Below are 22,609 nucleotides of genomic sequence, written 5' to 3'. Positions count from 1 at the left end.
CCAGGGCGCCACGATCACCCCCGCCCCGGGGCCCCGCGGGTCGCACCGCACGGGCAGCGCCGACGCCACCCGTCTCGCGCGAAACCAGCCGCAATCGACTCCCGGCGACTGGCCGAAAGACGGCGCGCGGCCGCCGTCGCGAGAGCGTCCGCGCACCCTCGGCCTTGACAACCCGTTTGCACGACTGAAAGCTAACCGACCAGTCGGTATGAAGGGGCGGATCGTGACCCAGCTGAGCATCTCCACTGCTGCGGGCGAGTTCGACGCGATCGTGGCGGGCCCGCCCGGGGGCCGCCCGGTGCTGCTTCTGCACGGCTTCCCGCAGACGGGGCTCGCATGGCAGCGGCAGATCGCGGCCTTGGGCGCACACGGCTACCGGGTGGTGGCGCCCGACCAGCGCGGGTACTCCCCCGGGGCTCGCCCCGAGCGGCCCGAGGACTACCGCATCGGCGTCCTGGTCGACGATGTGGTCGCGATCACGGAAGAACTGGGCTGGGCTGCGTTCGACCTCGTCGGCCATGACTGGGGAGGCGCGGTGGCCTGGTGGACCGCTGACGCCCACCCCGGCCGCGTACGTACCCTGACGGTTGTCTCGACCCCGCACCCCGGCGCCCTGGCCACGACCCTGCGCACCGATCAGGACCAGCGCGAACGATCGCAGTACATGATCGACTGGCGCGAAACGCCCGCGACCGAGGAGCGCATGCTCGCAGGCGACGCCGAGGCGCTTCGCGCCTCTTACGCCGGGAAGGTTCCGCAGGACAGTGTCGAGGCGTACGTGCGGCACCTGTCACAGCCGGGTGCTCTCACCGCGGCGCTGAACTGGTACCGAGCCGGCCGCCCTGACGGCGCGATCGGCGTCATCGACGTGCCCACGCTGTACGTCTGGAGCACGGAGGACAGCGCGTTCGGCCCGGCTGCCGCGCAGGAGACCAGGCGCTGGGTCGACGCGCCCTACCGGTTCGAGACCCTTCAGGGCGTCAGCCACTGGGTTCCCGAGCAGGCACCCGAGATGCTGAACCGCCTGCTGCTCGAACACCTGCGAACCCACGGCGAGTACGGAAACACAGCGAACACCCCGTCAGCCGACTCTCAGAAGAGGTGACCTCATGGAGACAGCGCGAGCAGCCTGGCGCCGGCTCGAGCCCGTGCACAGCATGATCTACTTCGCCCCCGAGGCAAGGCGCCGGTACGCGGACCTCGGACTGAGCGGACGCGCCGGGTACTTCGCCTCCCGGAGCGCCGCCTTCGGCCGAGCATCCGCCGAGCTGGTCGTCTCGACCTTCTACAACTTCAACCCCCATGTGGTGCGGAAGGCGGTCGACGGGGTCTGGGACGCGGCGACACCGCAGCAGGTGCTGGACGCGCGGCACGCCGCGGCGAGCGAGGCCCTGCGACGGGCCGGGATCCACGAGCTCCCCGCCCTGGACGAGGTCCTGGCATTGACCCGCAGGGCCGCCGAGGCGGCCTGCGAACGCGCCCAGGGCCGTCCGCTGTTCGCCGCGCATGCCGCGCTGCCCTGGCCGGAGGAACCAGTACTGCGGCTGTGGCATGCCCAGACGCTGCTCAGGGAGTTCCGTGGCGACGGCCATGTCGCGTGCTTGCTGAGCGAGGGCGTCGGGGGCTTGGAAGCCCTGATTCTGCACGCCGCCACCGGTGAGGTTCCCGTCGACTTCCTCAAGGCGAGCCGCGCATGGCCCGAGGAAGAGTGGGCCGCCACCGAGGAGCGCCTGCGCACGCGAGGTCTCCTCGAAGGCGACTCCCTCAGCCCGGAAGGCATACGCCTGCGCCGGCACATCGAGGACCGCACCGACCGCCTGGCCCTTCCCGCCTACGCCGTCCTGGGTGACGGCGACTGCGAACGTCTCGCCGACCTCGCGAGCCCCTTCGGCCGCGCCGTCGTCGAAGCCGGCCTCCTCAAGGTGGGCTGACTCCGGGCGCCCGCCGCCTGGCACGCACGCTCGCCGCACCCTGCCCTGCCCCGCCCTGTGTGAAGTCCTCATCCGGCATGATGTCGTCATGATGGCCAACGCAGATCGTCTCCCCGAACCGCCCGCTCATGAGCCGGATTTCGAGGACGATTTCACCGCTCCGCATCTCAGGGACGATCGCTGGGTCGGTCACTACCTGCCGCATTGGACATCGCCAGAGCGGTCTCGGGCACGGTACGACATCGACAGCTCCGGGCTGCGGTTGCGTATCGACGCCGATCAGCCGGACTGGCGAGAGGAAGACGCCCCACTGCGCGTGTCCAACCTGCAGACCGGGGTCTTCTCCGGGCCGTCCGGCTCTGGACGAGGAACACACCGGCATCGTCCGGACGGGCTCGTCGTCCGCACCGAGACACCGGAACGTCTGTTGTGGGCGCCCGCCGCCGGACATGTGGAGGTGACCGTGAGCGCGAGCTTGGACGAAGGGTGCATGCTCGCGGCGTGGCTCGTGGGGACGGAGCACCTGTCCGAGGAGGACAGCGGCGAGATCTGCGTTTTCGAGATCGACGCTGACGCTGTCGGCGCGGGCGAGAGCCACGCCCGGTGCGGGATGAAAGCGCATTCGGACAAGCGGTTGACGACCGACATGACGGAAGTCGCCCTTCCCCTGGACGCGTCGAAGCCGCACACCTGGACGGCCGTCTGGGGACCGTCGGGCACGATCATCGGTTGCGAGGGCGTCGTTGTGAAACGAGTACCTCAGTCGCCCCGTTATCCGCTCTTTCTGATGATCGACCTCTTCGAGATCGGCCCTCGCTCCCAGACCGCCGCCTCCTACCCCAAGACCGCTCGCATCCACCGCGTGCGCGGGTGGGACACATCATTCACCGCGCGATGACCGGTCCCTGACCGGCCGCCCCGGCGTCGTGCCACGTGTGTGCGGGGCGCAGGTGCGGGACGGGCCGAAGATCTCCCGCTGGACTTCGGCGGAGTGGCGGCCGCGGATCGAATGGAGGGAGGCTGGAGGGGGCTGATCCATGGCCCCGCCAGCGGATCGGATCCCCGATGCGACTGCGACCAGGCGGGGTGACCGGCCAGAGGGAGGAAGCCATGAAGGTCGGAGTGCTGACCGGCGGCGGTGACTGTCCCGGCCTCAATGCCGTGATCCGCAGTGTCGTCCGCAAAGGCGTCCAGCAGTACGGCTTCGACTTCGTCGGGCTGCGGGACGGCTGGCTCGGCGCACTGCAGGGCAATGTCGTGCCGCTGGACATCCCCAGCGTGCGCGGAATCCTGCCCCGCGGCGGAACCATCCTCGGCTCCTCCCGCACCAACCCGCTCAAGCACGCGGACGGACTGCGGCGCATGCGGGACACCCTTGCCGCGCACGACGTGGACGCGCTCGTCGTGATCGGCGGCGAGGACACGCTCGGTGTCGCCACCGAGCTGGGCCGTCACGGGATCAACCTGGTGGGCGTACCGAAGACCATCGACAACGACGTGTCCGGCACCGACTTCACCTTCGGGTTCAACACCGCTGTCGGTATCGCGACCGAGGCCATCGACCGCCTCCACACCACCGCCGAGTCACACATGCGCACCCTGGTGGTGGAGGTGATGGGGCGGCACTCGGGTTGGATCGCCCTGCACGCCGGCGTCGCGGGCGGCGCCAACGTGATCCTCATCCCGGAGCGGCCCTTCGACATCGATCAGGTCTGTGAGCAGGTGAGGAGCCGCTTCAAGATCAACTATGCGCCGATCGTCGTGGTCGCCGAAGGGGCTGTCCCCAAGGAGGGACAGATGATCCTCAAGGACCGAACGTTGGACGAGTTCGGCCATGTACGGCTGTCCGGCATCGGCGAGTGGCTGGCCCAGGAGATCTCGGAACGCACGGGCAAGGATGCCCGCACCACGGTCCTGGGTCACATCCAGCGCGGCGGCACCCCGAGCGCCTTCGACCGGTGGCTGGCCACGCGCTTCGGCCTGCACGCCGTCGACGCCGTCAAGGACGGTGACTTCGGCGTGATGGTAGCCCTGCACGGCACGCAGATCGTCCGACACCCGCTCGCCGATGCCACAGCGGCCGCCAAGCTGGTCGATCCGTCGCTGTACGACGAGTTCGAGGTGTTCTTCGGCTGACGGACCGGGTACTCGCGGGATCGTCGTCGGACAGCCGTTCCGCCACAGGACCTGCTTGCGGGTCAGCCGCCGTCAGCCGGTGTGCGGTACGACCGCCACGGGGCAACGGGTGTGGTGCAGTACGGCGTGAGCGACCGGGCCCAGTCGGCCCTCGGCCGCCCGCGGATCGGTACGGCGGCCCACGACGAGCAGCTCCGCACCCCAGGACGTGTGCAAGAGAGCTTCCGCGGGATGGAGCAGCCTGACATCGGCGCGGACCGTCACCTGCGAGTACTTCTCCTCCCATGGGCGCAGCGCGTCGGAGAGCCGCACGACCTCCTGGTCCTCCCAAGTGGCGCGGTCCTCCTCGGTCACCACCAGCGTCCTGGGAGACACGGACTCGGCAGGAAATGCCCATGCCCGGACCACCTGCAGACATGCTCCGCGCGCCTCGGCGGCCGCGAACGCGAAGTCCGCCGCCTCACTGACCGGGCGGTCCGCGGCGAACCCCACTACTACCCGGGCGGCGCCGCGTGCCGCGTGCGTCCCTTCTCCGAAGGAACCGGCGGGCCGTGGGGGCACCAACACGGTGGGGCACGGAGCGGCCGCCGCCATCCGCAGGGCCACCGAGCCGACCGCGAGACCGTCGAATCCGCCCGTACCCCGTGTGCCGACGACGAGGAGCCCGGCAGTCCGTGCCGCTGCGAGGAGTGCCGGGGCCGGGGCCTCATCGGCCTGCTCGCCCCGCACCTCGAGGTCCGGGTGGCGGTCGCTGAGGTCGGCCATCGCCCGCCGGAGCGTCCGCTCACCCACGTCACGCAGCCTGTCCACGGCCGTCGGGGGCACCGCCGTGCCCGGGAGCACCGGGGAGGCATGTACCAGGCACAGCGGGACGCCCCGCAGAACGGCCTCCCGCGCAGCCCAGTCCGCCGCAGCCGAACTGCCTGCGGACCCGTCGATACCCGCCAGCACAGGATGACTCATCGCGCTCCTTCGCCCGGCGTGCACCCGCCTGAGGCACGCACACGGCCCGTGTCCCTCCCCGTCCACTGTTCCACGGCACGCCCGCACCGGCGCCCGTACCGGATGCGCGGCTTCTCCGGTAGTCCGCGCCATCGACGACCGGGCCTCGTGCCGGGTCCGGTCTCACGAGCAGCTGCCTGAAGTCACCCGTATGGGTGAATGGCGTGTGCCGTCGGCATGCCGGCGACAACGCGGGGCCGCCGTCCTCCAGCAGGGTGGCGGGCCATGCGCGGGGGTCGTTCCCGACGGGTGATCTTGGGACGAGCCTCGCAGGATGGTCCCGGCTGCCCCCTGCCGCCGGGTGGCAGGGGGCAGCCGTGTCTCCTGCGTGGCTGTGCGCCGCCCGATCCCCGCATGCAGGGAGTCCCCATGGCAGTGATGACCGAGACCTTGGTGCTGGCGCTCGAGGATGCCCACCGGGCCCATGCCGCGGCGCTCGACCGGCTGCGGGCGGATGCGGCGGTCGCACCGCCCGGCCCGTACCAGGAGATGCTGGAATGCCAGGCCGACGACATACAGGACAGCATTCACCGCATCGAACGCCATGTACGTGGCCTGCGCCCCCGCGGCCTCCTCGGCGGCACGGTCGACCTGGCGCGGTTCGCCGCCCGCACCACCGTCCGCACGGCCATGCTGCCGCTGACGGTCGGGCAGAGAACGGTGACGGGAGTCCTGCGGGGCCGGGGACCTGCCGACGAGCGGCAGCTGCTGAGGAACACCGAGGACGAGTACGCCGTCGCGGCCCGGGCGCTGGCCGCCACTCGGGCCGGTGAGGTCCTCGCCGAATGGGTCGAGGACCGCGCCACTCTCGATCTGCTCACCACGGTTCGCCGACAGGACGAGGAGCTGCTGAACAGGCTGGAGGACAGCCTCGCCCAACAGGCCCGGTCGGTGGCCGCCGCGCATGACGCCCTGCGCGTGGAAGAGACCAAGAACGGCGGCCTCGCCCATGCGGCCACCCGCACGGTGCGGGCCGTCGTCGACCGGCTGCGCGAGGCGGCATGGCCCGGACAGGACAACAGCGCTGCTGAGGAGTTCGTGGCGGAAGTGCCGGAGGTGACCGGCACAACCGGGCAGGACCAAGGAGCACAGGGCAGGGAAGAAGACCTGCCCGTCGTCGGCTTCAGCCAGCTCAGCGTGGAGGACATCGAGCGGCGGCTCCACGCGCTGTCCGCCTCGGATCTGCGCGTTCTCAAGCGCTACGAACGCACACACGCGAACCGCAAGGGTGTCCTGGATGCCATCGAGCGGATGTGCACCGGCCGACCCTGACCGCGCCACGAGCCCCCCGAGGCCGAACACGCGCGCCCGTGCCTGCGTGGCACGACACGTTCCCCGGAGCAAGACCCGACGGGGATGCCGTGCGATGACAGAAGGAACCCACGGCCACACCGACAAGCGTGGGCGCGTGACCTCACGCGTGCGTCACCGAGGAGACCGCCGCGCGGGCCGTGCGTTCCACCAGCGCGATGCCGTCCTTCATCGTCGCGTTGCCGTCGGAGAGGACCGCGACGAGGTAGTCGCGTCCGCCCGCGGTGATCCGTCCGACGCTGTTGACGTCCCACAGCCCGGTCGTGTCGCGTTGCAGCCAGCCGTTCTTCAGCGCCCAACCGGAGTCGGAGGCCGCCGAGACGCCCCACGCCTGCCCCTCGGTGATGTGGGTCATCAGCGTGCGTATGTAGTTCCTGGAGGCCTCGCTCAGGCCCGTGGAGCCTGCCTGTGAGTCCCGGCCGGTGTCGAACACCGCGCTCAGCAGGCGGATCTGGTCGGTTGCCGTCGTCCGTGTGAGCCCCCACTTGGCCCCGGGCCCACCCGTGGTCGAGGTCAGCCCGAGCCGTTTGTTCGCCGTCTCCAGACCCGGGGCCAGACCGATTCGCCGCCACAGCGCGTTCGCCGCCGCGTTGTCACTGCGCTCGATCATCACCTCAGCCTGGGTGCGCTCCTGTGGGGTGAGGCGGTGCCCGGCGTCCTGCGCCTGGACCAGCCTCGCGGCGAGAATGTCGACCTTGATGACACTGGCGGTGTCGTAGGGGACGTCGTCGCCGTACACCTGCGGCTCCCCGCCCGGGCTGTCCAGTTCGAGCACCGCGGCCGTCACCCGCCCCCTCCCCTGCGGATGTGTCCGTGCGGCGTCGGACGCGGCGGCATCGGAACGCTCCGCCGCCGTGGCTGCCGCCGCCGGCGCCGGGGTGGGCGTGCCGACCGTGAGGAGCGTCGCCACCGAGCCGGCCAGCAGTGCCGCGCCGAACCCGGCGCGCCTGCCGTGCGGGCTGCGCCTTCTCGTGCTCTGCGGGGGCGGCTGGGGGGACGGGCGGTGCGGCATGGGGCCTCGGCGGTTCTTGTGACAGGGGCACGGACCTGCGAACGTAGACAAGACGCCCGCCTCGTGACGTGACCGGCGCCACGAAAAGACCCATTCGGCACTTTTTGTGAGGACAGCCACAGGTTCGGGGCGGATGTCATCCCGGCATTGACTCCGCGACTCCGCCGCCCCGCGCCGTGACGCATGCGCGCACTGTCTCCGTGTGCGCCCGGGATGCGGCCGCGCACAACGGCGTGCCCTCCGGACCGAGGCCGCTGCTCTCAGTATCCGGGCAGGCCCCGGCCGCCAGGAGCAGGTCGGCGATCTCCGCTCCCCCGAGGCGGCCGAAGCACGCGGAAGGGACTGCGTGGCCCGTTCTCCGGCGCCGCGACCAGCACCGGGCTACGGCCCGCGAGAAGCGTCTCCGACAAGGGCGGCCCAGGTGCACGAGGGGGTTGCCGGCCGGTGGCCGGGTGGTGCGGCGTGGCCGGGCGATGACATGGGCCGCTGGATAGTATTTGTATATGAATGGGAGGTTTATCGGTTTCGGCGTACCGGGGTGGGCCGCCGGGACGGCCCCTGTCCGGGTGACCGATCGGGGCCGATGGCGCGGCGCGGGCGGCGGCCTGCGGGGCGCGCGGCTCCGCTGCCGGTCAGGTGCGGGCGGAGGGTACGTGCTGGTGCGTGGCCGGATGCGTGGCGTACGCGGCCGCGCGGGCCGGAGGGCAGGGGTGTGGCAGCGGGCCGTGCGTCGGGGCTGATCGGGACGCAGATCGCGGGCTACCGGGTGGAGCGTGAGCTCGGCCGCGGGGGAATGGCCGTGGTGTACTGCGCACGGGATCTGCGTCTGGACCGCATGGTGGCACTGAAGCTGCTGACCCCGGACATGGTCCGCAACGACACCTTCCGCCGCCGTTTCGCGCACGAATCGCGAGTGGCCGCCGCGATCGACCATCCGCACATCGTGCCGATCTTCGAGGCCGGCGAGACGGACGGTGTCCTGTATATCGCCATGCGCTATGTGCCGGGGCTGGATCTGAGGGCACTGCTCGCCCGCGACGGCCCGCTGCCCGTGGCAACCGCGCTGCGGATCGCCGCCCAGGTCGCCTCCGCCCTGGACGCAGCCCATGAACATGATCTGGTGCACCGGGACGTCAAGCCCGGCAATGTCCTGGTCGCCCGGGGCACCGACAGTGAACACCCCGAGCACGTCTATCTCACGGATTTCGGGCTGACGAAGAAATCGCTGTCCCTGACCGGGTTCACCACCGTGGGCGAGTTCGTGGGCACGATCGACTACATGGCGCCCGAGCAGATTTCCGGCCGCCCGGTGGACGGCAGATGCGACCTGTACAGCCTCGCCTGCGTCGTGTTCGAGACCCTCGCGGGCGCCCCGCCGTTCCGGCGGGACGACGACATGGCGCTTTTGTGGGCGCATCAGTACGACCAGCCGCCCGCCCTGAGCGAGAAACGGCCCGGCACGTCGACGGCCATGGACGACGCCCTGGCCAAAGCCCTGGCGAAGGTCCCCGAGGACCGCTATGGCTCCTGCCTGGAATTCGTGGCCGCCCTGCGCGCCGCCGCGCATGAGGCGGGCCCGAGCACGCACCCGCCGACACAGGTGGACCACCACGCCGCCCGGGCCACACCACCCTCCGAACCGCCCCCCGATCCGCCCGTCTGGGCCCGGCCGGTCTTTGCCCGGCCTCCCGGCTCCTGAGGCGGAACGTGGGCGGGGACGGTGGTCGATGCCTGTGCCGTGCGGCGGGGATGCGGCATCAGCACCCGCGGCGGCCCCGGCCGCCGAGCGCCGGGAGCACGCCTCGCGTCCCGGGCCAGGCCGGCCGAGCGGCGTCGCCGGAGCGGCGTAGGGCATGGCGAGGCGGTGCCGGCCAGGAGCCAGCCGGGAGATCATGAGTGCAGCCCGCTTCCTGCAACGCGGCACATACGCGGCCCGGTTGCGCTAGCTCCACCTCGGACTCACGTATGCGCACCGGCCACCCGATCCGCAGGCCAGACGCTTGCCTGGCGCACGATCCAGCAGTCCGGTGAGCCCGCTGTCCGCCGCCTTGCCGAAACCGGCGCCTCCGGCTCTTCCCTCCATCTCGCGCGCTACGCGAATTCCCGGCACGACGTGGCGAATTCCCGGCACGACGTGGCGAATTCCCCGCACGCCAGCGCGAATTCACGGCGGCGGGACGGCAGCGGTATGTGCGGCGGTGCCGTAGCGGGAGTCAGGCGCTTTCCGTGCGCCGCACCCGGCGGCGGCGCAATGACTGCGGGGCTTGTACCCGGCGCCGTGGAATCCGTCAAGTCCCGAGCCCTCGGAACATGACCCGCCGGGACCGGGCGGGCCTACTTGAAGTGCGGGCCTCACCAGAACACCGGAACCCCAACGAGGCCCCGGGCACAGATACGCACCCTTTTCCTTCAGGAGGAATCGTGAACCGCATCATCCGCAAGCAGGACGACACCACCCGCCCCAAGCGCCGGCTGGGCATCGCCACCGCGGTGGCGTCGGCCGTGGTCGTCGGCGGAGGCGTCATCCTGCCGGCCACCGCCGCCACGGCGGCCCCCATGCCCGAGGCATCACCGTCGACCATGGCTCCCGCCCACCACGGCAAGCACAAGAACTACTGCTGGAGCAAGCACCACAACAAGCATAAGAAGCACAACAAGCACAAGAAGTACTACTGCTGGGGCAAGTACTACAAGTACTACTGGGACGACCACTACGACTGCTACTACATCGTCAAGCACCACCACAAGTGGTACTTCTGGGACACCTACAACGACTACCACTACTGGGAGAAGAACAAGCACCACGAGGACCACTGGGACAAGCACAAGGACCACTGGAAGGACGAGCACGAGGCCGAGAAGACCCACGAAAAGACGGAGGACAAGAAGACGGAGGACAAGAAGCCGGACGAGAAGAAGCCCGACGAGAAGAAGCCGGACGACAAGAAGCCCGACCCGGCCAAGCCCGACCCCGCGAAGCCCGACCCGGCGAAGCCGGACCCCGCGAAGCCGGACCCCGCGAAGCCCGACCCGGCTGCCCCGGCGCCCCCGGCCCCGGCCGAACCGGCGCCCGCTGAGCCGGCACCCGCTGAGCCTGCCCCGGCCCCGGCCGAGCCCGCCCCGGCGGAGCCTGCCCCGGCCGAACCGGCCCCGGCTGCCCCGGCGCCCGCTGAACCGGCCCCGGCGGTGTAGGACACGCACGGACGGGATCTTTGACTCCCGACCACCACACCCAACGCGACGGGGTGAAGGCCCACCACAGCCTTCACCTCGTCGCCTTTTACTCTTCCCTGCCCCCGCAAGGACACTGCCGATGGGTCTGGGGCCGGGTCTGGATCCCCACTGTCAGTCGAGGGTGAGGAATTGCTCGGCCCAGACGGTCTTTCCGGCCGCCGTGTGCCGGGTGCCCCAGCGCTGGGCGAGCTGGCCGACCAGCAGCAGGCCCCGCCCGCCCTCGTCGAAGACCCGGGCACGGCGCATGTGCGGGGCGGTGCCGGCGGAGTCGAAGACCTCGCAGATCAGGGTCGTACCGGCGTGGATCAGGCGCAGCCGGACCGGGGGACGGCCGTACCGGATGGCGTTGGTGACCAGCTCGCTGACCACGAGTTCGGTGATGAAGCCGGCCTCGTCCAGCTGCCAGGCGGCCAGTTGGTCGGCGGCCTGCCGACGGGCCCGGGCGACGGCCGCCGGGTCGTGGGCCACCTCCCATGTCGCGACCCGGTCCGTGCCCAGGGAACGGGTGCGCGCCACCAGCAGCGCGACGTCGTCGTCGGGGCGGTGGGTCAGCATCGAGGTCAGGATCCGGTCGCAGACCGCGTCCAGCGTGCTCGCGGGGCGGGCCAACGCCTGGAACATCTGGTCCAGGGCCTCGTCGATGTCGTGCTCGCGCGCCGCGAGCAGACCATCGGTGTACAAGGTGAGCACGCTGCCGGCGGGCAGCTCGGTCTCGAACGTCTCAAACGGCAGCCCGCCCAGCCCCAGCGGCGGGCCGGGCGGCACGTCCAGGAAACGGACCGCGCCGTCCGGACTCACCACCGCCGGCGGCGGATGACCCGCCCGGGCCAGGCTCAAGCGGCGGGAGACGGGGTCGTAGACCGCGTACAGGCAGGTCGTGCCGATGCCCCCGGCACTCTCCGCCGAGCCCTCCGCACCGCTCTCCTCCGCGGACAGGTGGATGACCAGGTCGTCGAGGTGGGTGAGCAACTCGTCCGGCGGCAGATCGACATCGGCCAGGGTGCGCACCGCGGTCCGCACCCGGCCCATCGTGGCCGATGCCCGGATGCCGTGCCCGACCACATCCCCCACCACCAATGCCACCCGCGTGCCGGACAGCGGGATCACATCGAACCAGTCCCCGCCCACCCCGGCCCGGCCGCCGGCCGGCAGATATCGGGTGGCGACCTCCAACGCCTGCTGATCCGGCAGCGTCTGCGGCAGCAGACTGCGCTGCAAGGTCATCGTCGTGGTGTGCTCCCGGCCCGTACGGCGCCCGCCGTGCATGGCCGCGGCCGCCCGGGCCGACAGCTCCTCCGCCGCCGCCACATCGCCGGCGTCGAAGCGCTCCCGGCGCCGGTGGCGGCCAAACAGGGCCACCCCGAGCGTGACGCCGTCCTGGGCCCGCATCGGCACGACCATCGCCGAATGAATCCCCGCCTCCCGCAGCCACGCGGCATGACCGTCCTGCGCCGCCCAGTCGTCGAAAGCCGGATCGCCCACGCCGTACACCGCGCCACGGCCCTCAGCCAGGCACCGGGCCACCGGCGACACCGCCGGATAGCGCAAGGACTTGCCCGCGGCAAAGGAGGAGGGCTCCTCCGCCGCGAAGCCGGAGGCGGGGCCGGTCTCGCGGACCGAGGCCACAGCCGTGCGGTGCATGCTCAGCGGCCCGGCCGGAGGAACGGCAGGCGTTTCACCGCCACGCCGGGGAACGTCCAGCAGGTCCACGGCGGCGAAGTCCGCGAAACGGGGGACTGCGACGTCGGCCAGTTCCTGCGCCGTGTGCTGCACATCCCCGGCAGCGGCGATGCGGGCTTTCGCATCGTCCAGCCACAGCATCCGTTGCCCCGCGAGATGCCCGGGCAGCGGATGGTGTGCCGTCAGGCACACCGCGTGCACCCGGCCGGCCGCGTCTTTCAGCGGGGTCAGCGACGCCGGCCGGCTCTGCTCCGCGGTGCCGCCGGCGGGGCCGACGGCGGCGTCCATGTGCTGCGCCTCGCCGCCCTCCAGCACCAGACGCATCGCCGCCTCCGTCCGATCATTCACCGGATCCGGCACGATCTCCGGCAGCCGCAGCCCCCGCATCTCCTCCTCGCTCAGCGACAGCGCACCCTTCATGCCGTCGTTCGCCCGCACCAGCCGCAGATCCGCATCGAAGACGGCCAGCAGGCACGGGGACTGGTGAAACACCCACTCCCCCAGCGCTGACGCCTCACCTCCCGGCGTTGACAGCTCACCTTCCAGTGGGCCCGGCGCTCCTACCACGGCGGACACCACCAGCCACTCAGCGACCGGGCCGTGCCGCCTGCGGTGTGCGAGCAGCCGCCGCTCCAGACGGCGGCCGTCTCGGTGCCGCAGCACCACGGCCCCGCTCCACCTCTGTCTCCCGGCCACACCCCGTCGCGCCCGCTCGCCCACACCGTCGACGCCCTCGGCCAGCAGCCGCGCCGCCGGATGCCCCACCACCTGCGAGGATCCATAGCCCAAGAGTCGCCGAGCCCCCTCACTCCACCCCGTCACGACGCCCCGCTCGTCAACGATCGCCGAGGCCGTATACGCCGCCCGCGCCACAGCGCCCGTCGGCGCCTGCTCACCGGGAGGAGAGGGATAACGCTCCATCACCACTCATCAGCCCTTCGCCGACCCGCACAGCCCGGGGCCCCCTCACAAGCATCATCCGCAAACACCCGGACCACCAACCCGGCACCACCCCACCAAGGGCACGAGGGCCTTGTCCGGGGGCGTTCGGGCGCGGGGTCCGGGAAGGCCTGTGACGCGCCTGTGACAGTCGGCGGACACGGTGATGACGTCAGGCGGGCAGCATTTTCAAAAGTGGATAAATCGCAGCTTTCAGGCATTTATCCCCTGCTTACGAGGGTGTGAGCAGCGATGCCCGAGCCGATCCGGCGGAGAACATCCCATGAGCCTCACACCCACCGCGCCGTCCACCGAAGCCCCCGCGACCGATCTGGCCCCGCGCGAGCTGGAGACCCTGCGACACATCGCCTCCGGCTGCACCTATCTGCAGGCGGCCCGCCAGATGGGGCTCTCCAAGCACACGGTCGACGCCTACCTGCGCCGTATCCGCACCAAACTCAACATCAACACCACCGCCGAACTCACCCGACTGGCCATCACCCTGGGCCTCTGACCCCCACCACCGACGCCACCCATTCCCGTCACTGACCGCGAGCCGGCTGGCCGGCGATCAGCAGAGTGGTGCCGGCCGGGCGGAACCCCAGGCGGGCATAGATGCGGGCGACTGCTTGCTGGGCGTAGGCGAGGAAGACGGTGCGCACACCGTGGTCGCGGGCGTGGTGGGCCAGAGCCGTCGTGACAGCGGCGCCGAGCCCCTGGCGTCGGGCGATGGGGAGGGTGCAGATGCCGCCGATCTCGGCGGCTCCGGCGGCCGGGTGGTAGTGGCCTGCGGCCAGGGGGACACCGTCCGGGGCAAAAGCTGCGACGAGCGTCTTGTGGCCGGCGCGGAGTGACGGGCGGGTCGTTTCCGTCGTGCCGTCGACGGCAAGTTTCCCGGCTGCCGTCGCCAGCTCGGTGCGGCCTGTCGGCGCCCCTACCGTGGCCGCTGCCGCGAAGGCCAGTCCCGGGAGGGCGAGGACGGCGGGCAGAGCGGGATCACCGGCGTCAAGGGCCCGGATCGTGAAGCCGTCGGGAAGGCGTTGTGGGGGAAGCCGGTGATCCGGATCGAGGACCATCAGCGGGCGTTCAGCGACCGAGAGCCCCTCTTCTTCGACAACGACGCGCAGCGAAGGCGTTACCTCGGCGAGCCACTCGAAGGCATGCGGCACGCCGAGCTCTCGCTGCCGGGCACGCACCAGGGCGATGTCGGCAGCGGTGGCAGCCGCGGAGCTCGCCGACGCGGGCCTGGCGTGATGGGGGCCGCCGTAGTACGGCGCGCCGGGCTCCTTTCGCACGAAGAGGCGCAGCGGACCGTGATCCTCGGCTTCGGCGAACAGCAGGGGCACGGTTGCGTAGTACGTCTCCATACGGTCTCGCAGCGACGACTCACTCATGAGCACATCCCATCACGGGGCAGTGCCGGCCCATCGCCCTCGTCGGCTGCGTCTGGCCGCCGTTGTCGGCGGAGCCGCCGCTGCGGCTCAGCAGGGAGCAGAGCGTTCCGTCGGGGCATCGACGAGATCGGCACGGCCGCGGAAGCGGCACCGCCGCCGAGCCCAGGGGAGGTTGGTACGTACTCATCCGCTCCGCGTGCGGATGCTCATGCGTTTCGGAACCCCTGCGGAATTGTCCGTGATCGGTAACAGACGGATCCCGCAGTGCCCTTGCTCCGTCCTGACCAGTGCAGGGGACCCACCGGGACGAGAAGGAACAGGGCTGACATGGCGCGGCATGGCGGGCGGGGATGGTACAGCCGGGTAATCGCGGCGGCGGTCGGGGTGACGGCGGTGGCGGCCGCCACCTCGGTATGGACCGCTCAGGCCGGTTCCGCAGACGGGCGGCAAGCAGGGACGGGCGTCTCGGCGCGCCCGTCCGCACCTTCCGGCCGGGCGCCGGTTTCCGTGGGCATCTCCCACGCCTCGGACCACGGCACCCGGGGCGTCAACATCACCATCGACGACGGGCCGGACCCCGTCTGGACGCCCCAGGTACTGGAGGTGCTGCGGGAGAACGGCGTGAAGGCCACCTTCTGCATGGTGGGCACCCAGGCCGCGGCCCACCCGGACCTGGTCAAGGCGGTCGTGGCGGCCGGACACCGGCTGTGCGACCACTCCGTCGCGCACGACACCACCATGGACACCAAAGCCGACTCCTACCAGTCGCAGCAGATCCTCGACGCCGAACGCATGATCACCAAGGCCTCCGGAGGCGTCCAACCGATGTACTACCGGGCCCCGGGCGGAGCCTTCACCCCCTACAGCCGCCACCTCGCCGCCTCCCGGGGGATGCGGCCGCTGGGCTGGAACGTCGACTCCAAGGACTTCGAGCGCCCGGGCGCTGACGCCATCGTCGCCACCGTCAAGAACGAGATCGCCAACGGCCCGACGATCCTCTTCCACGACGCCGGCGGGGACCGCTCCCAGACCGTGGCCGCCCTGCGCGAGGTCCTGCCGTGGCTGAAGCAGCAGGGATATTCGTTCGGCTTCCCGGTGCGCTGAAATATGGGTCATGGCCCGGCCCGCACTGGGTTCGGGTCTCGCCCGGTACCCCGCTGCCTCCTACCGTCCTGCGTCCTGATCACCGCCGGCGCCGCCCCGGCCTCGAACGGTTTCCGCGGCGCGTACCAGTTCCGTGAGCACGGTCCGTACGGCCCTTCGCGCCACGCGCTCGGGACGATGGAGCACGTCGACGTGGCGGTGAGCATGAACGTCGCTCAGAGGCCGGAGGACCACAGCCGGGTGCGGTCGAGCCGTCCAGCGCGGCATCAGGGCGACTCCGCCGCCGGCGGCGACCACCTCGGCGACCACCGAGATCTCGTTGATGCGATGGGCGATCTCGAGTCGTCGTCCCGCGGCGGCGGAGATGGCCTCGACGGTGGCGATGAGCGGAAAGCCGTCGTGCACCGTGATCCAGGGCTGGTCGGCGACATCACGAGATGTCAGGCAGGGCTTCGCGGCCAGGGGGTGATCGGCAGGCAGGGCGACGTCGAGCGGTTCACTCAGCAGGGCGGTGGCCATCGCGGTCCGAGGCCACGCCGGCGCGTGGTCGAGCCGGTGGGCGATGACGAGGTCGTAGTGGCGGGTCAGGGGTGGAAAGTCGTCCTGCGCCACGTCCTCGTCGTGGAGGGAGAGTTGGGGGGATCCAGGGGCGCTGAGGCGCCGCAGCAACAGGGGATAGAACGCCGCGGCTCCGCTGTGGAAGGCCGCCACCGACACCGCGGCGTCGGGCTTTTCGACGAATGCGTCGATGGTGTGGCGCGCTCGGGCCAGAGCCGCCTCCACCCCGATCGCCGCGTCGGCCAGAGCCTGCCCGGCGGCCGTGAGGACAAGCCGCCGTCCGTCGCGCTCGGTGAGCGGGACGGGGATCGAGCGCTGCAGCAGCCGGAGCTGCTGCGAGATCGCCGAAGGTGTCACCCGCATCGCCTCCGCGACCGCGGTGACGCTTCCCAGCTCGCCCAGTTCCCGTAGGACGCGCAGCTGTCTTTCGTCCACAGGTCCAGTGTAGCTTTGCTAAAGGGTTGGTTGAGCAACTCGTCATTTACTTCAAAATGCTGGTCGTGAATCGTAGGCGCCATGCCAGCCACCCGTCGTACGGATGTGGTGCTCCTGGCCGTCGCCATCGTCTGGGGCTCCAGCTATCTGACGGCGAAGACGGCCACGGGCGCCACGTCGGTGTTGATCGTCCTGTTCCTGCGCTATCTCATTTCCGCTCTCGCCTGCGTCGCGGTCGTCGCCGCTCTGCGCAGACCCGGTTTCTTCACCCGAGGCGAGATCGGCTTCGGTTCCCTGCTCGGTCTCACGCAGGCCGCCGTCCTCGCGCTGGAGACCTACGGCGTCGCGTACACCAGTGCCGCGAACGCCGGTCTGATCATCAGCCTCACCCTCGTGCTCACACCGCTCCTGGATCGCGCGGGACGGCGGGGCGGAACGCCGGCCAGGTTCTTCCTCGCGGTCGGTCTGTGCGTCGCGGGCGTCGGCCTGCTCGTGTCCGGCAATGGCCTGCGCCCTCCCGGGGCCGGTGATCTGCTGATGCTCGCGGCAGCGGTGGTCCGAGCGGCTCATGTGGTGCTCGTCGGACGGGTCACCACCGGCCGGACGCTGCGCCCACTGCAGCTGACGACCGTGCAGAGCGTCGTCGGTGCGGCACTGTTCTTCCTGCCCGCTGCGGGCGGGCTGCCGGTCCTCGCCCGGGCCGACGCAGGGACCTGGACCCAACTCGTCTACCTGGCCCTGTTCTGCGGCCTGTTCGCCTTCCTGGCCCAGACCTGGGCCGTGCAGCGCACGTCCGCGACTCGGGCCAGTCTCCTCCTGGGCACCGAACCGGTCTGGGCCCTCCTGGTCGGCATCGGCTTCGGCGACGACCGTCTCACCGTGCCCTCCGCTCTCGGAGCCATGCTTGTCGTCGCCGGAACGTACTGGGGACAGGCCGTCGAACGCGCCCGGCGCGTCGCCCCCGCGGACGCAGCCGAAGCCGGCTGCTGCGAGACCACACCGAACGCCACACCGGCAACTCCGCTTTGCCCACACCGTTCCCCGACCGCCCTCACGGGCTGAACAGCCCCCGTCGTGGCGACAGGCCTGCCCCGGCGCGCGCAGTGCCCCGACGCGGTCGTCCAGGCTGCGGCGGCCGAAGGCGAGGTGGTCAGCGTCGTATCCGAGGGCCGCCCACGGCGAGCCGGGGGCCGACAGAGCGGACTCGGTGTCGGGACAGGCGAAGCGGCCGTCTTCGGGGGCCGCGAGTGCTCACTCGTCCTTGCAGATGATGAAGCCGGGGAAAGGGTGCCGTCCGGGCCGCTCACCGATCTCATCGATCGCTTCGCGGATCTCGCGCAGTTGGCGGGTGGTCATCTGCAGGGGCGGCTCGTCCGGCTGGTAGGTGGTCAGGACCGGGTAGTCCACGCCGGGCTCGTTCGTCATCTCGATGTGACAGCCGAGGATGTGGGTGACCGGTCGGGTGTCAGCGAACGCGATCAAGCGGTCGACGGTTCTGCCGAAGGCGGCCCAGTCCTCCACGTACAGCCGTCCGGGATACACCGTGTCGCCGGTCAGCAGGAATCCGGTGTGCGGGTCGTAGTACGTGACGGCCGCCTCATGGTGACCGGGGGTGGCGAGGCACTCCAGCACCCGGCCGCCGAGGTCGACGCGGGTCACCCGGTCGGGGTCGTCGGCGAATCCGAAGTACTCCCAGGCACTGTGGAGATCCGCCCGCACCACTTCGGTGCCGGGGCGGTCGATGAACTGGGCATCGCCCGCGATGTGGTCGCCGTGGGCGTGGGTGTGCAGGACGAGGAGGGTGTAGCCGTCCCGTGGATGCCCGGCCAACCAGCGCCCGATCAAGTCGTCGACCACCCGGCGCAGCGGAAAGAACTCGGCGGACTCGGTGGCTCCCGTGTCGATGAGTACGGCCCGGGCGTTGCCGAAGATCAGAAACAGGAACGGCGCCTCATAGTCGATGGCCATGTTCTGGCGCAGGATGAACGTGTGCTCGTCGTATGCGTGGACCTGGATGTCCGGATCGGTGTTGTGCTTCGCGGACGGCGATCCATGGATCCAGTCCACGTCCAGCGCGCGCGGCTCCGGGGCCTCGGACACAAAGTCGGCCTGCTGTGCGTTTCCGGCCATGACGCCTCCCGAGAGCGTCGTCTTAGCAGGCCGGGTACGGCGCCCATCTCGTCCGGGGCAGGCGCTCACGCGCCGCCGAGCGGAATCTACTACGCGCGGACCGGGCTGATCAACGAGCAGCGGGTCAGGCTCGGTATACGGATGCTTCTGATCCGCAAGCGTGCTTCCACGCTGTTTCCGGAGCACTCCTGGCCCCGGAGGGAGCAGTGCCCAGGCCGCGTGGGCGGGTTCGCTCCTATCGTGGAACGGCACAGTGACGCTCGGCGCCGAGGCAGGCAGGACATGTGGGAACCGCAGATCGACTATGCCGAGGTCTTCCGGGCCCTGCCCGGCATGGTGGCGCTGCTCACCCCTGACCTGGTGTACGCCGACGCCAACGACGACTTCGTGCGCCTTTCCGGGCGCACGCGCGAGCAGCTGCTGGGCCGGTACATCTTCGACGTCTTCCCCGAGAACCCGAACGAACCGGCCGCGGCCGGCATGCGGGAGACCCAGGCGTCGATGCTCCGTGTGGTGGACACCGGCGAGCGCGACACGATGGCACTGATCCGCTACGACATCGAGGATCCCGAGCGGCCCGGCGTGTGGCGGGTGCACTACTGGAGCCCGGTCAACGCACCCGTCGTCGGTCGCGACGGGCGGGTGGCGCTGATCGTGCACCGGGTGGAGGAGGTCACGGAACTCATCCGGGCCCGCGGTGGCCCGGGCGGCGACAGCAGGGCCCGCGTGCTGGAGGCCGAGCTCTACACCCGCGCCCGCGAACTGCAGGAGGTCAACGAACTCCTGCGCTCGGCGCACGCCCGCGAACGCGAGGTCGCCCTGGCCCTGCAGGCGGCCATGCTGCCCGCGCCCGGCCCGACCGGGCCGCATGAGGCGGCCGTCCGCTACCGGCCCGCCATCGGCGCGCTGAACGTGTGCGGCGACTGGTACGACCTGGTCGACCTGCCCGGCGACAACCTCGCGGTCGCCGTCGGCGACGTCGTCGGCCACGGTCTGGCAGCCGCCTGCACCATGGGCCAGCTGCGAAGTGCGCTGAGCGCGGCCTGCCGCGTCGCCGACGGTCCGGCCCAGGCCCTGGAGGCCCTCGGCCTGTACGCCCGCTTCGTCGACGGTGCGGAGGCAACCACTGCCGTGACGACCTTCATCGACTGGGACAGCCGCACCATCACCTACAGCTCCGCCGGCCACCTTCCACCCGCGCTCGCGCACCCCGACGGCACCGTCACCTTCCTCGACCGGGCCACCGACCCTCCACTCGCGGCCCGCCCCGAGCACCTGTCCCGCCCACAGGCGCGCACGCCCTTCACCGAGGGCGCCACCCTCATCCTGTACACCGACGGCCTCGTGGAACGCCGCGACGAGGACATCGACACCGGCCTGGCGCGCCTCGCCGACTCCCTCACCCGGCGCCGGCACGCCGCTCCCGAGGCCCTGGCCGACGCTCTCCTGGCCGACCTGCTCCCGCCCACCGGCAACACCGACGACACCGCCCTGATCGTCATCCGGCTGTGACCGCGTGTGCGGGGTGCCGTCGAGGCAGCCGTCGCTCGCCGCGGCACGGCGGTGGCCGTTCTCCGGCCAACCGGCGGACACGCGCGAGGGGTTCGGCCCGAGCACCGGCTGAGGCTTCCGGGCCGGTCCCCCCGCGGCCGCGGGGCGGGAGGGGGCCGGGTCGTACGTGAGGCGCGCCCGGTCCGGCCGGTTGCCGCGGGCCGCCGAGAGCCGGCGTGGGGAGCGGCCGGCCGGTCGTCGGCGGCAGCACATGGGACAACAGGGTGCCGACTGCGTCCATGGGCCGGCCGCCGCGCGACCCCTCCCGCCCACACAGGGCTTCCGCTCCGCCGATACCACGCTCCCCCGCTCGCCCGACCGGCCGTGACACCGGCACCCCGCCCGCCGACGCGAACGGGCGCGCATGTGCTCAGACGCCGACAGGCTTGCCCGGGCCGGGGACGCCGCGGAAACGGAACGGTTCCGGTTCCCGGCCGGCCTGGATGAACCAGCACTCCCCGGTGGCGTCGCCGACGACGATCCGCAGCACCGTGTCCGCCACGACCTCGGCGGGGATGATCGGCAGTTGCTGCTCGGCGAGCATGTCGCGCAGCGGTTCGATGATCCCCGACTCGGCGTACCCCGGGCAGACCGCGTTGAAGCGCACGTTGTCCGGCGCGAGAGCCGGTCCCAGTGCGCGTGCGAGTCCCACGACCGCGTGCTTGTTGGCTCCGTACAGAGGGTCGAGAGGCACCGCCGCGAGGCCCGCCAGGGACGCGGTCGCCACGATCGAGCCTCCGCCGCGGGCCCGCAGCGCGGGCAGCACAGCGTGGGTGCCGAAGACCACGCCGTCGAGGTTGGCGCCCATCGCCCGGCGGTAGCGCGCCAGATCGAAGTCCGCGCCCACACCACAGCCGGTCGCCGCCCCCGCGTTGAGGAACGCGATGTCGACGCCGCCGTACTGTTCCTGGGTGAAGTCCACCAGGGCACGGTTGCCGTCGAGGTCGGAGACGTCACAGGCGCGGAATGTGCCGCCGACCATGTCGGCCACTTCCCGGCCGCCCTGCGCATCGAGGTCCGCGACGACCACACGCGCCCCGGCCCTCCCCAGCGCGAGCGCCGTGGCCCGGCCCAGCCCGCCGGCTCCGCCCGTGACGATCGCCACCTTGCCCCGGAGCGGGCCGCCGGACCCGGTCTCGGCTGCTGTCATGCCAGCTCCAGTACGAGCTTGCCGACGTTCTCGCCGCGGAAGAGCATCTGCAACGTGTCGGGGAAGTCGTCCACGGTCCCCCTCACCACATGTTCCTTGACCTTGATGCGGCCGGCGCCGATCCATGCGGAGATCTCCTGCGCGGCCTGCGCGTAGCGCTTGGCGTAGTCGAAGACGACGAAGCCCTCCATGCGGGCACGGCGCACCAGCAGCGTGAGGTAGTTCGAGGGGCCCTTGACCGGTGTGGCGTTGTTGTACTGACTGATCGCACCGCAGACCACGACGCGCGCGTGCATCGCCAGCCGGGTCAGGGCCGCGTCGAGGATGTCCCCTCCGACGTTGTCGAAGTAGACGTCGATGCCGTCGGGGGCGTGCCGGCGCAGCGCTTTCCTCACGTCGTCGGCGCGGTAGTCGATCGCCGCGTCGAATCCCAGCTCGTCGGTGAGCAGGGCGCACTTCTCCGGTCCTCCGGCGATGCCCACGACCCGGCAGCCCTTGGCCTTCGCGATCTGACCCGCGATGGTGCCGACCGCGCCGGCCGCCCCCGACACCACGACGGTCTCGCCGTCCTTGAGTGCCCCGACGTCCAGAAGTCCGAAGTAGGCCGTCATGCCGGGCATGCCCAGCGCCCCGAGATAGGTCGAGGGCGGTGCGAGGGAGGTGTCGATCTTCATGGCTCCCTTGCCGTCGGAGACCACGTACTCCTGGACGCCGAACGTGCCGACCACATGGTCACCGGGCTGGAAGTCGGGGTGGTCGGATGCGGTGACCTCGACGACCGATCCGGCGCGCATCACCTCGCCGATGCCCACCGGCGGCAGGTAGGAGGGGCGGTCGTCCAGCCAGCCCCGCATGGCGGGGTCCAGGGAGATGACGCGTGTCCGGCCGACGAACAGGCCCGGTCCCGGTTCCTCGACGGGCTCCGAACAGTGCTGCCAGTCATCGGGCTTCACCTCGCCCATGGGGCGGGCTGCCAGTCGGATCTGGCGGTTGGTCGCAGACATGACGCCTCCTGTCGCTCACGGCTCCACGTGACCATACC

Annotated in this window: 19 protein-coding genes, 1 pseudogene and 1 riboswitch; of the genes and pseudogenes, 11 read left to right on the top strand and 9 right to left on the bottom strand. The window is 71.1% G+C overall.

Features of this window, described 5'->3' with window-relative positions:
- Window positions 1-223 precede the first annotated feature (223 nt).
- The 4 genes from ACZ562_RS15535 (at window position 224) to ACZ562_RS15520 (ending at window position 4,067) form a co-directional block, all read left to right on the top strand.
- Window positions 224-1,105, top strand: coding sequence for an alpha/beta fold hydrolase (locus ACZ562_RS15535; protein ID WP_471178442.1), 882 nt, complete (start codon window positions 224-226; stop codon window positions 1,103-1,105).
- 4 nt (window positions 1,106-1,109) lie between these two features.
- Entirely contained in the window at window positions 1,110-1,931 is an 822-nt protein-coding gene (locus ACZ562_RS15530) for an SCO6745 family protein (protein WP_471178439.1), read from the top strand.
- A gap of 88 nt (window positions 1,932-2,019) precedes the next feature.
- On the top strand, window positions 2,020-2,829 hold the full coding sequence (locus ACZ562_RS15525) for a LamG domain-containing protein (RefSeq protein ID WP_471178437.1): 810 nt from the start codon (window positions 2,020-2,022) through the stop codon (window positions 2,827-2,829).
- Window positions 2,830-3,041: 212 nt separating this feature from the next.
- Entirely contained in the window at window positions 3,042-4,067 is a 1,026-nt protein-coding gene (locus tag ACZ562_RS15520) for a 6-phosphofructokinase (protein ID WP_471178434.1), read from the top strand.
- Window positions 4,068-4,139: 72 nt separating this feature from the next.
- On the opposite strand, the gene ACZ562_RS15515 is transcribed toward ACZ562_RS15520, so the two are convergent.
- A complete protein-coding gene (locus tag ACZ562_RS15515; protein ID WP_471178431.1) occupies window positions 4,140-5,030 on the bottom strand; it encodes a universal stress protein in 891 nt (296 codons plus the stop codon).
- 408 nt (window positions 5,031-5,438) lie between these two features.
- On the opposite strand from ACZ562_RS15515, the gene ACZ562_RS15510 reads away from it, so the two are divergent.
- Window positions 5,439-6,341, top strand: a complete 903-nt coding sequence (locus ACZ562_RS15510) for a hypothetical protein (protein WP_471178429.1) — start codon at window positions 5,439-5,441, stop codon at window positions 6,339-6,341.
- A gap of 142 nt (window positions 6,342-6,483) precedes the next feature.
- Here the strand turns inward: ACZ562_RS15510 and ACZ562_RS15505 are convergent, their stop codons facing one another.
- Window positions 6,484-7,392 carry a serine hydrolase gene (locus ACZ562_RS15505; protein ID WP_471178426.1) on the bottom strand — a complete coding sequence of 303 codons (909 nt, stop codon included), beginning with the start codon at window positions 7,390-7,392 and terminating at the stop codon, window positions 6,484-6,486.
- 184 nt (window positions 7,393-7,576) lie between these two features.
- A pseudogene (locus tag ACZ562_RS15500) lies at window positions 7,577-7,693 on the bottom strand (ankyrin repeat domain-containing protein); the annotation flags it as partial.
- A gap of 411 nt (window positions 7,694-8,104) precedes the next feature.
- Between ACZ562_RS15500 and ACZ562_RS15495 the strand changes: the two are divergent.
- Together ACZ562_RS15495 and ACZ562_RS15490 are read left to right on the top strand one after the other, a co-directional pair.
- Window positions 8,105-9,091: a serine/threonine-protein kinase gene (locus ACZ562_RS15495; RefSeq protein WP_471178424.1), complete on the top strand. Its 987-nt coding sequence runs from the start codon at window positions 8,105-8,107 to the stop codon at window positions 9,089-9,091.
- 722 nt (window positions 9,092-9,813) lie between these two features.
- A complete protein-coding gene (locus ACZ562_RS15490; RefSeq protein ID WP_471178423.1) occupies window positions 9,814-10,584 on the top strand; it encodes a hypothetical protein in 771 nt (256 codons plus the stop codon).
- Window positions 10,585-10,737: 153 nt separating this feature from the next.
- On the opposite strand, the gene ACZ562_RS15485 is transcribed toward ACZ562_RS15490, so the two are convergent.
- Complete coding sequence (locus ACZ562_RS15485; protein WP_471178422.1) at window positions 10,738-13,227, bottom strand: SpoIIE family protein phosphatase; 2,490 nt, start codon at window positions 13,225-13,227, stop codon at window positions 10,738-10,740.
- A gap of 301 nt (window positions 13,228-13,528) precedes the next feature.
- Here ACZ562_RS15485 and ACZ562_RS15480 point away from each other — a divergent pair, with 301 nt between their 5' ends.
- Window positions 13,529-13,759 carry a response regulator transcription factor gene (locus ACZ562_RS15480; RefSeq protein ID WP_471178420.1) on the top strand — a complete coding sequence of 77 codons (231 nt, stop codon included), beginning with the start codon at window positions 13,529-13,531 and terminating at the stop codon, window positions 13,757-13,759.
- 28 nt (window positions 13,760-13,787) lie between these two features.
- On the opposite strand, the gene ACZ562_RS15475 is transcribed toward ACZ562_RS15480, so the two are convergent.
- A complete protein-coding gene (locus ACZ562_RS15475) occupies window positions 13,788-14,639 on the bottom strand; it encodes a GNAT family N-acetyltransferase (protein WP_471178417.1) in 852 nt (283 codons plus the stop codon).
- A gap of 327 nt (window positions 14,640-14,966) precedes the next feature.
- On the opposite strand from ACZ562_RS15475, the gene ACZ562_RS15470 reads away from it, so the two are divergent.
- Window positions 14,967-15,743: a polysaccharide deacetylase family protein gene (locus tag ACZ562_RS15470; RefSeq protein ID WP_471178414.1), complete on the top strand. Its 777-nt coding sequence runs from the start codon at window positions 14,967-14,969 to the stop codon at window positions 15,741-15,743.
- Between the two features lie 60 nt (window positions 15,744-15,803).
- On the opposite strand, the gene ACZ562_RS15465 is transcribed toward ACZ562_RS15470, so the two are convergent.
- Window positions 15,804-16,736 (bottom strand): LysR family transcriptional regulator, encoded by a 933-nt coding sequence (locus ACZ562_RS15465; RefSeq protein ID WP_471178411.1) that lies wholly within the window; start codon window positions 16,734-16,736, stop codon window positions 15,804-15,806.
- An 81-nt stretch (window positions 16,737-16,817) separates the two neighbouring features.
- Between ACZ562_RS15465 and ACZ562_RS15460 the strand changes: the two genes are divergently transcribed.
- A complete protein-coding gene (locus ACZ562_RS15460; RefSeq protein WP_471178408.1) occupies window positions 16,818-17,798 on the top strand; it encodes a DMT family transporter in 981 nt (326 codons plus the stop codon).
- 189 nt (window positions 17,799-17,987) lie between these two features.
- Here ACZ562_RS15460 and ACZ562_RS15455 read toward each other — a convergent pair whose 3' ends face one another.
- The gene (locus ACZ562_RS15455; RefSeq protein WP_471178405.1) at window positions 17,988-18,866 is read right to left on the bottom strand and encodes an MBL fold metallo-hydrolase; all 879 of its coding nucleotides are present in this window, start codon (window positions 18,864-18,866) and stop codon (window positions 17,988-17,990) included.
- Window positions 18,867-18,877: 11 nt separating this feature from the next.
- Window positions 18,878-18,945: riboswitch (guanidine-III (ykkC-III) riboswitch) on the bottom strand.
- A 203-nt stretch (window positions 18,946-19,148) separates the two neighbouring features.
- Here ACZ562_RS15455 and ACZ562_RS15450 point away from each other — a divergent pair.
- Window positions 19,149-20,378, top strand: a complete 1,230-nt coding sequence (locus ACZ562_RS15450; RefSeq protein WP_471178402.1) for a PP2C family protein-serine/threonine phosphatase — start codon at window positions 19,149-19,151, stop codon at window positions 20,376-20,378.
- A 409-nt stretch (window positions 20,379-20,787) separates the two neighbouring features.
- Here the strand turns inward: ACZ562_RS15450 and ACZ562_RS15445 are convergent, their stop codons facing one another.
- Window positions 20,788-21,567 (bottom strand): SDR family NAD(P)-dependent oxidoreductase, encoded by a 780-nt coding sequence (locus ACZ562_RS15445; protein ID WP_471178400.1) that lies wholly within the window; start codon window positions 21,565-21,567, stop codon window positions 20,788-20,790.
- Window positions 21,564-22,571 (bottom strand): NADP-dependent oxidoreductase, encoded by a 1,008-nt coding sequence (locus ACZ562_RS15440; RefSeq protein ID WP_471178397.1) that lies wholly within the window; start codon window positions 22,569-22,571, stop codon window positions 21,564-21,566. Before ACZ562_RS15440 ends, ACZ562_RS15445 begins: the two co-directional genes overlap by 4 nt.
- Between the last annotated feature and the right edge of the window lie 38 nt (window positions 22,572-22,609).

The organism is Streptomyces sp. NPDC040410 (genome assembly GCF_055595715.1).
Note: the sequence above shows the minus strand (reverse complement) of the source record. Positions and strands in the feature narration are given on the sequence as shown.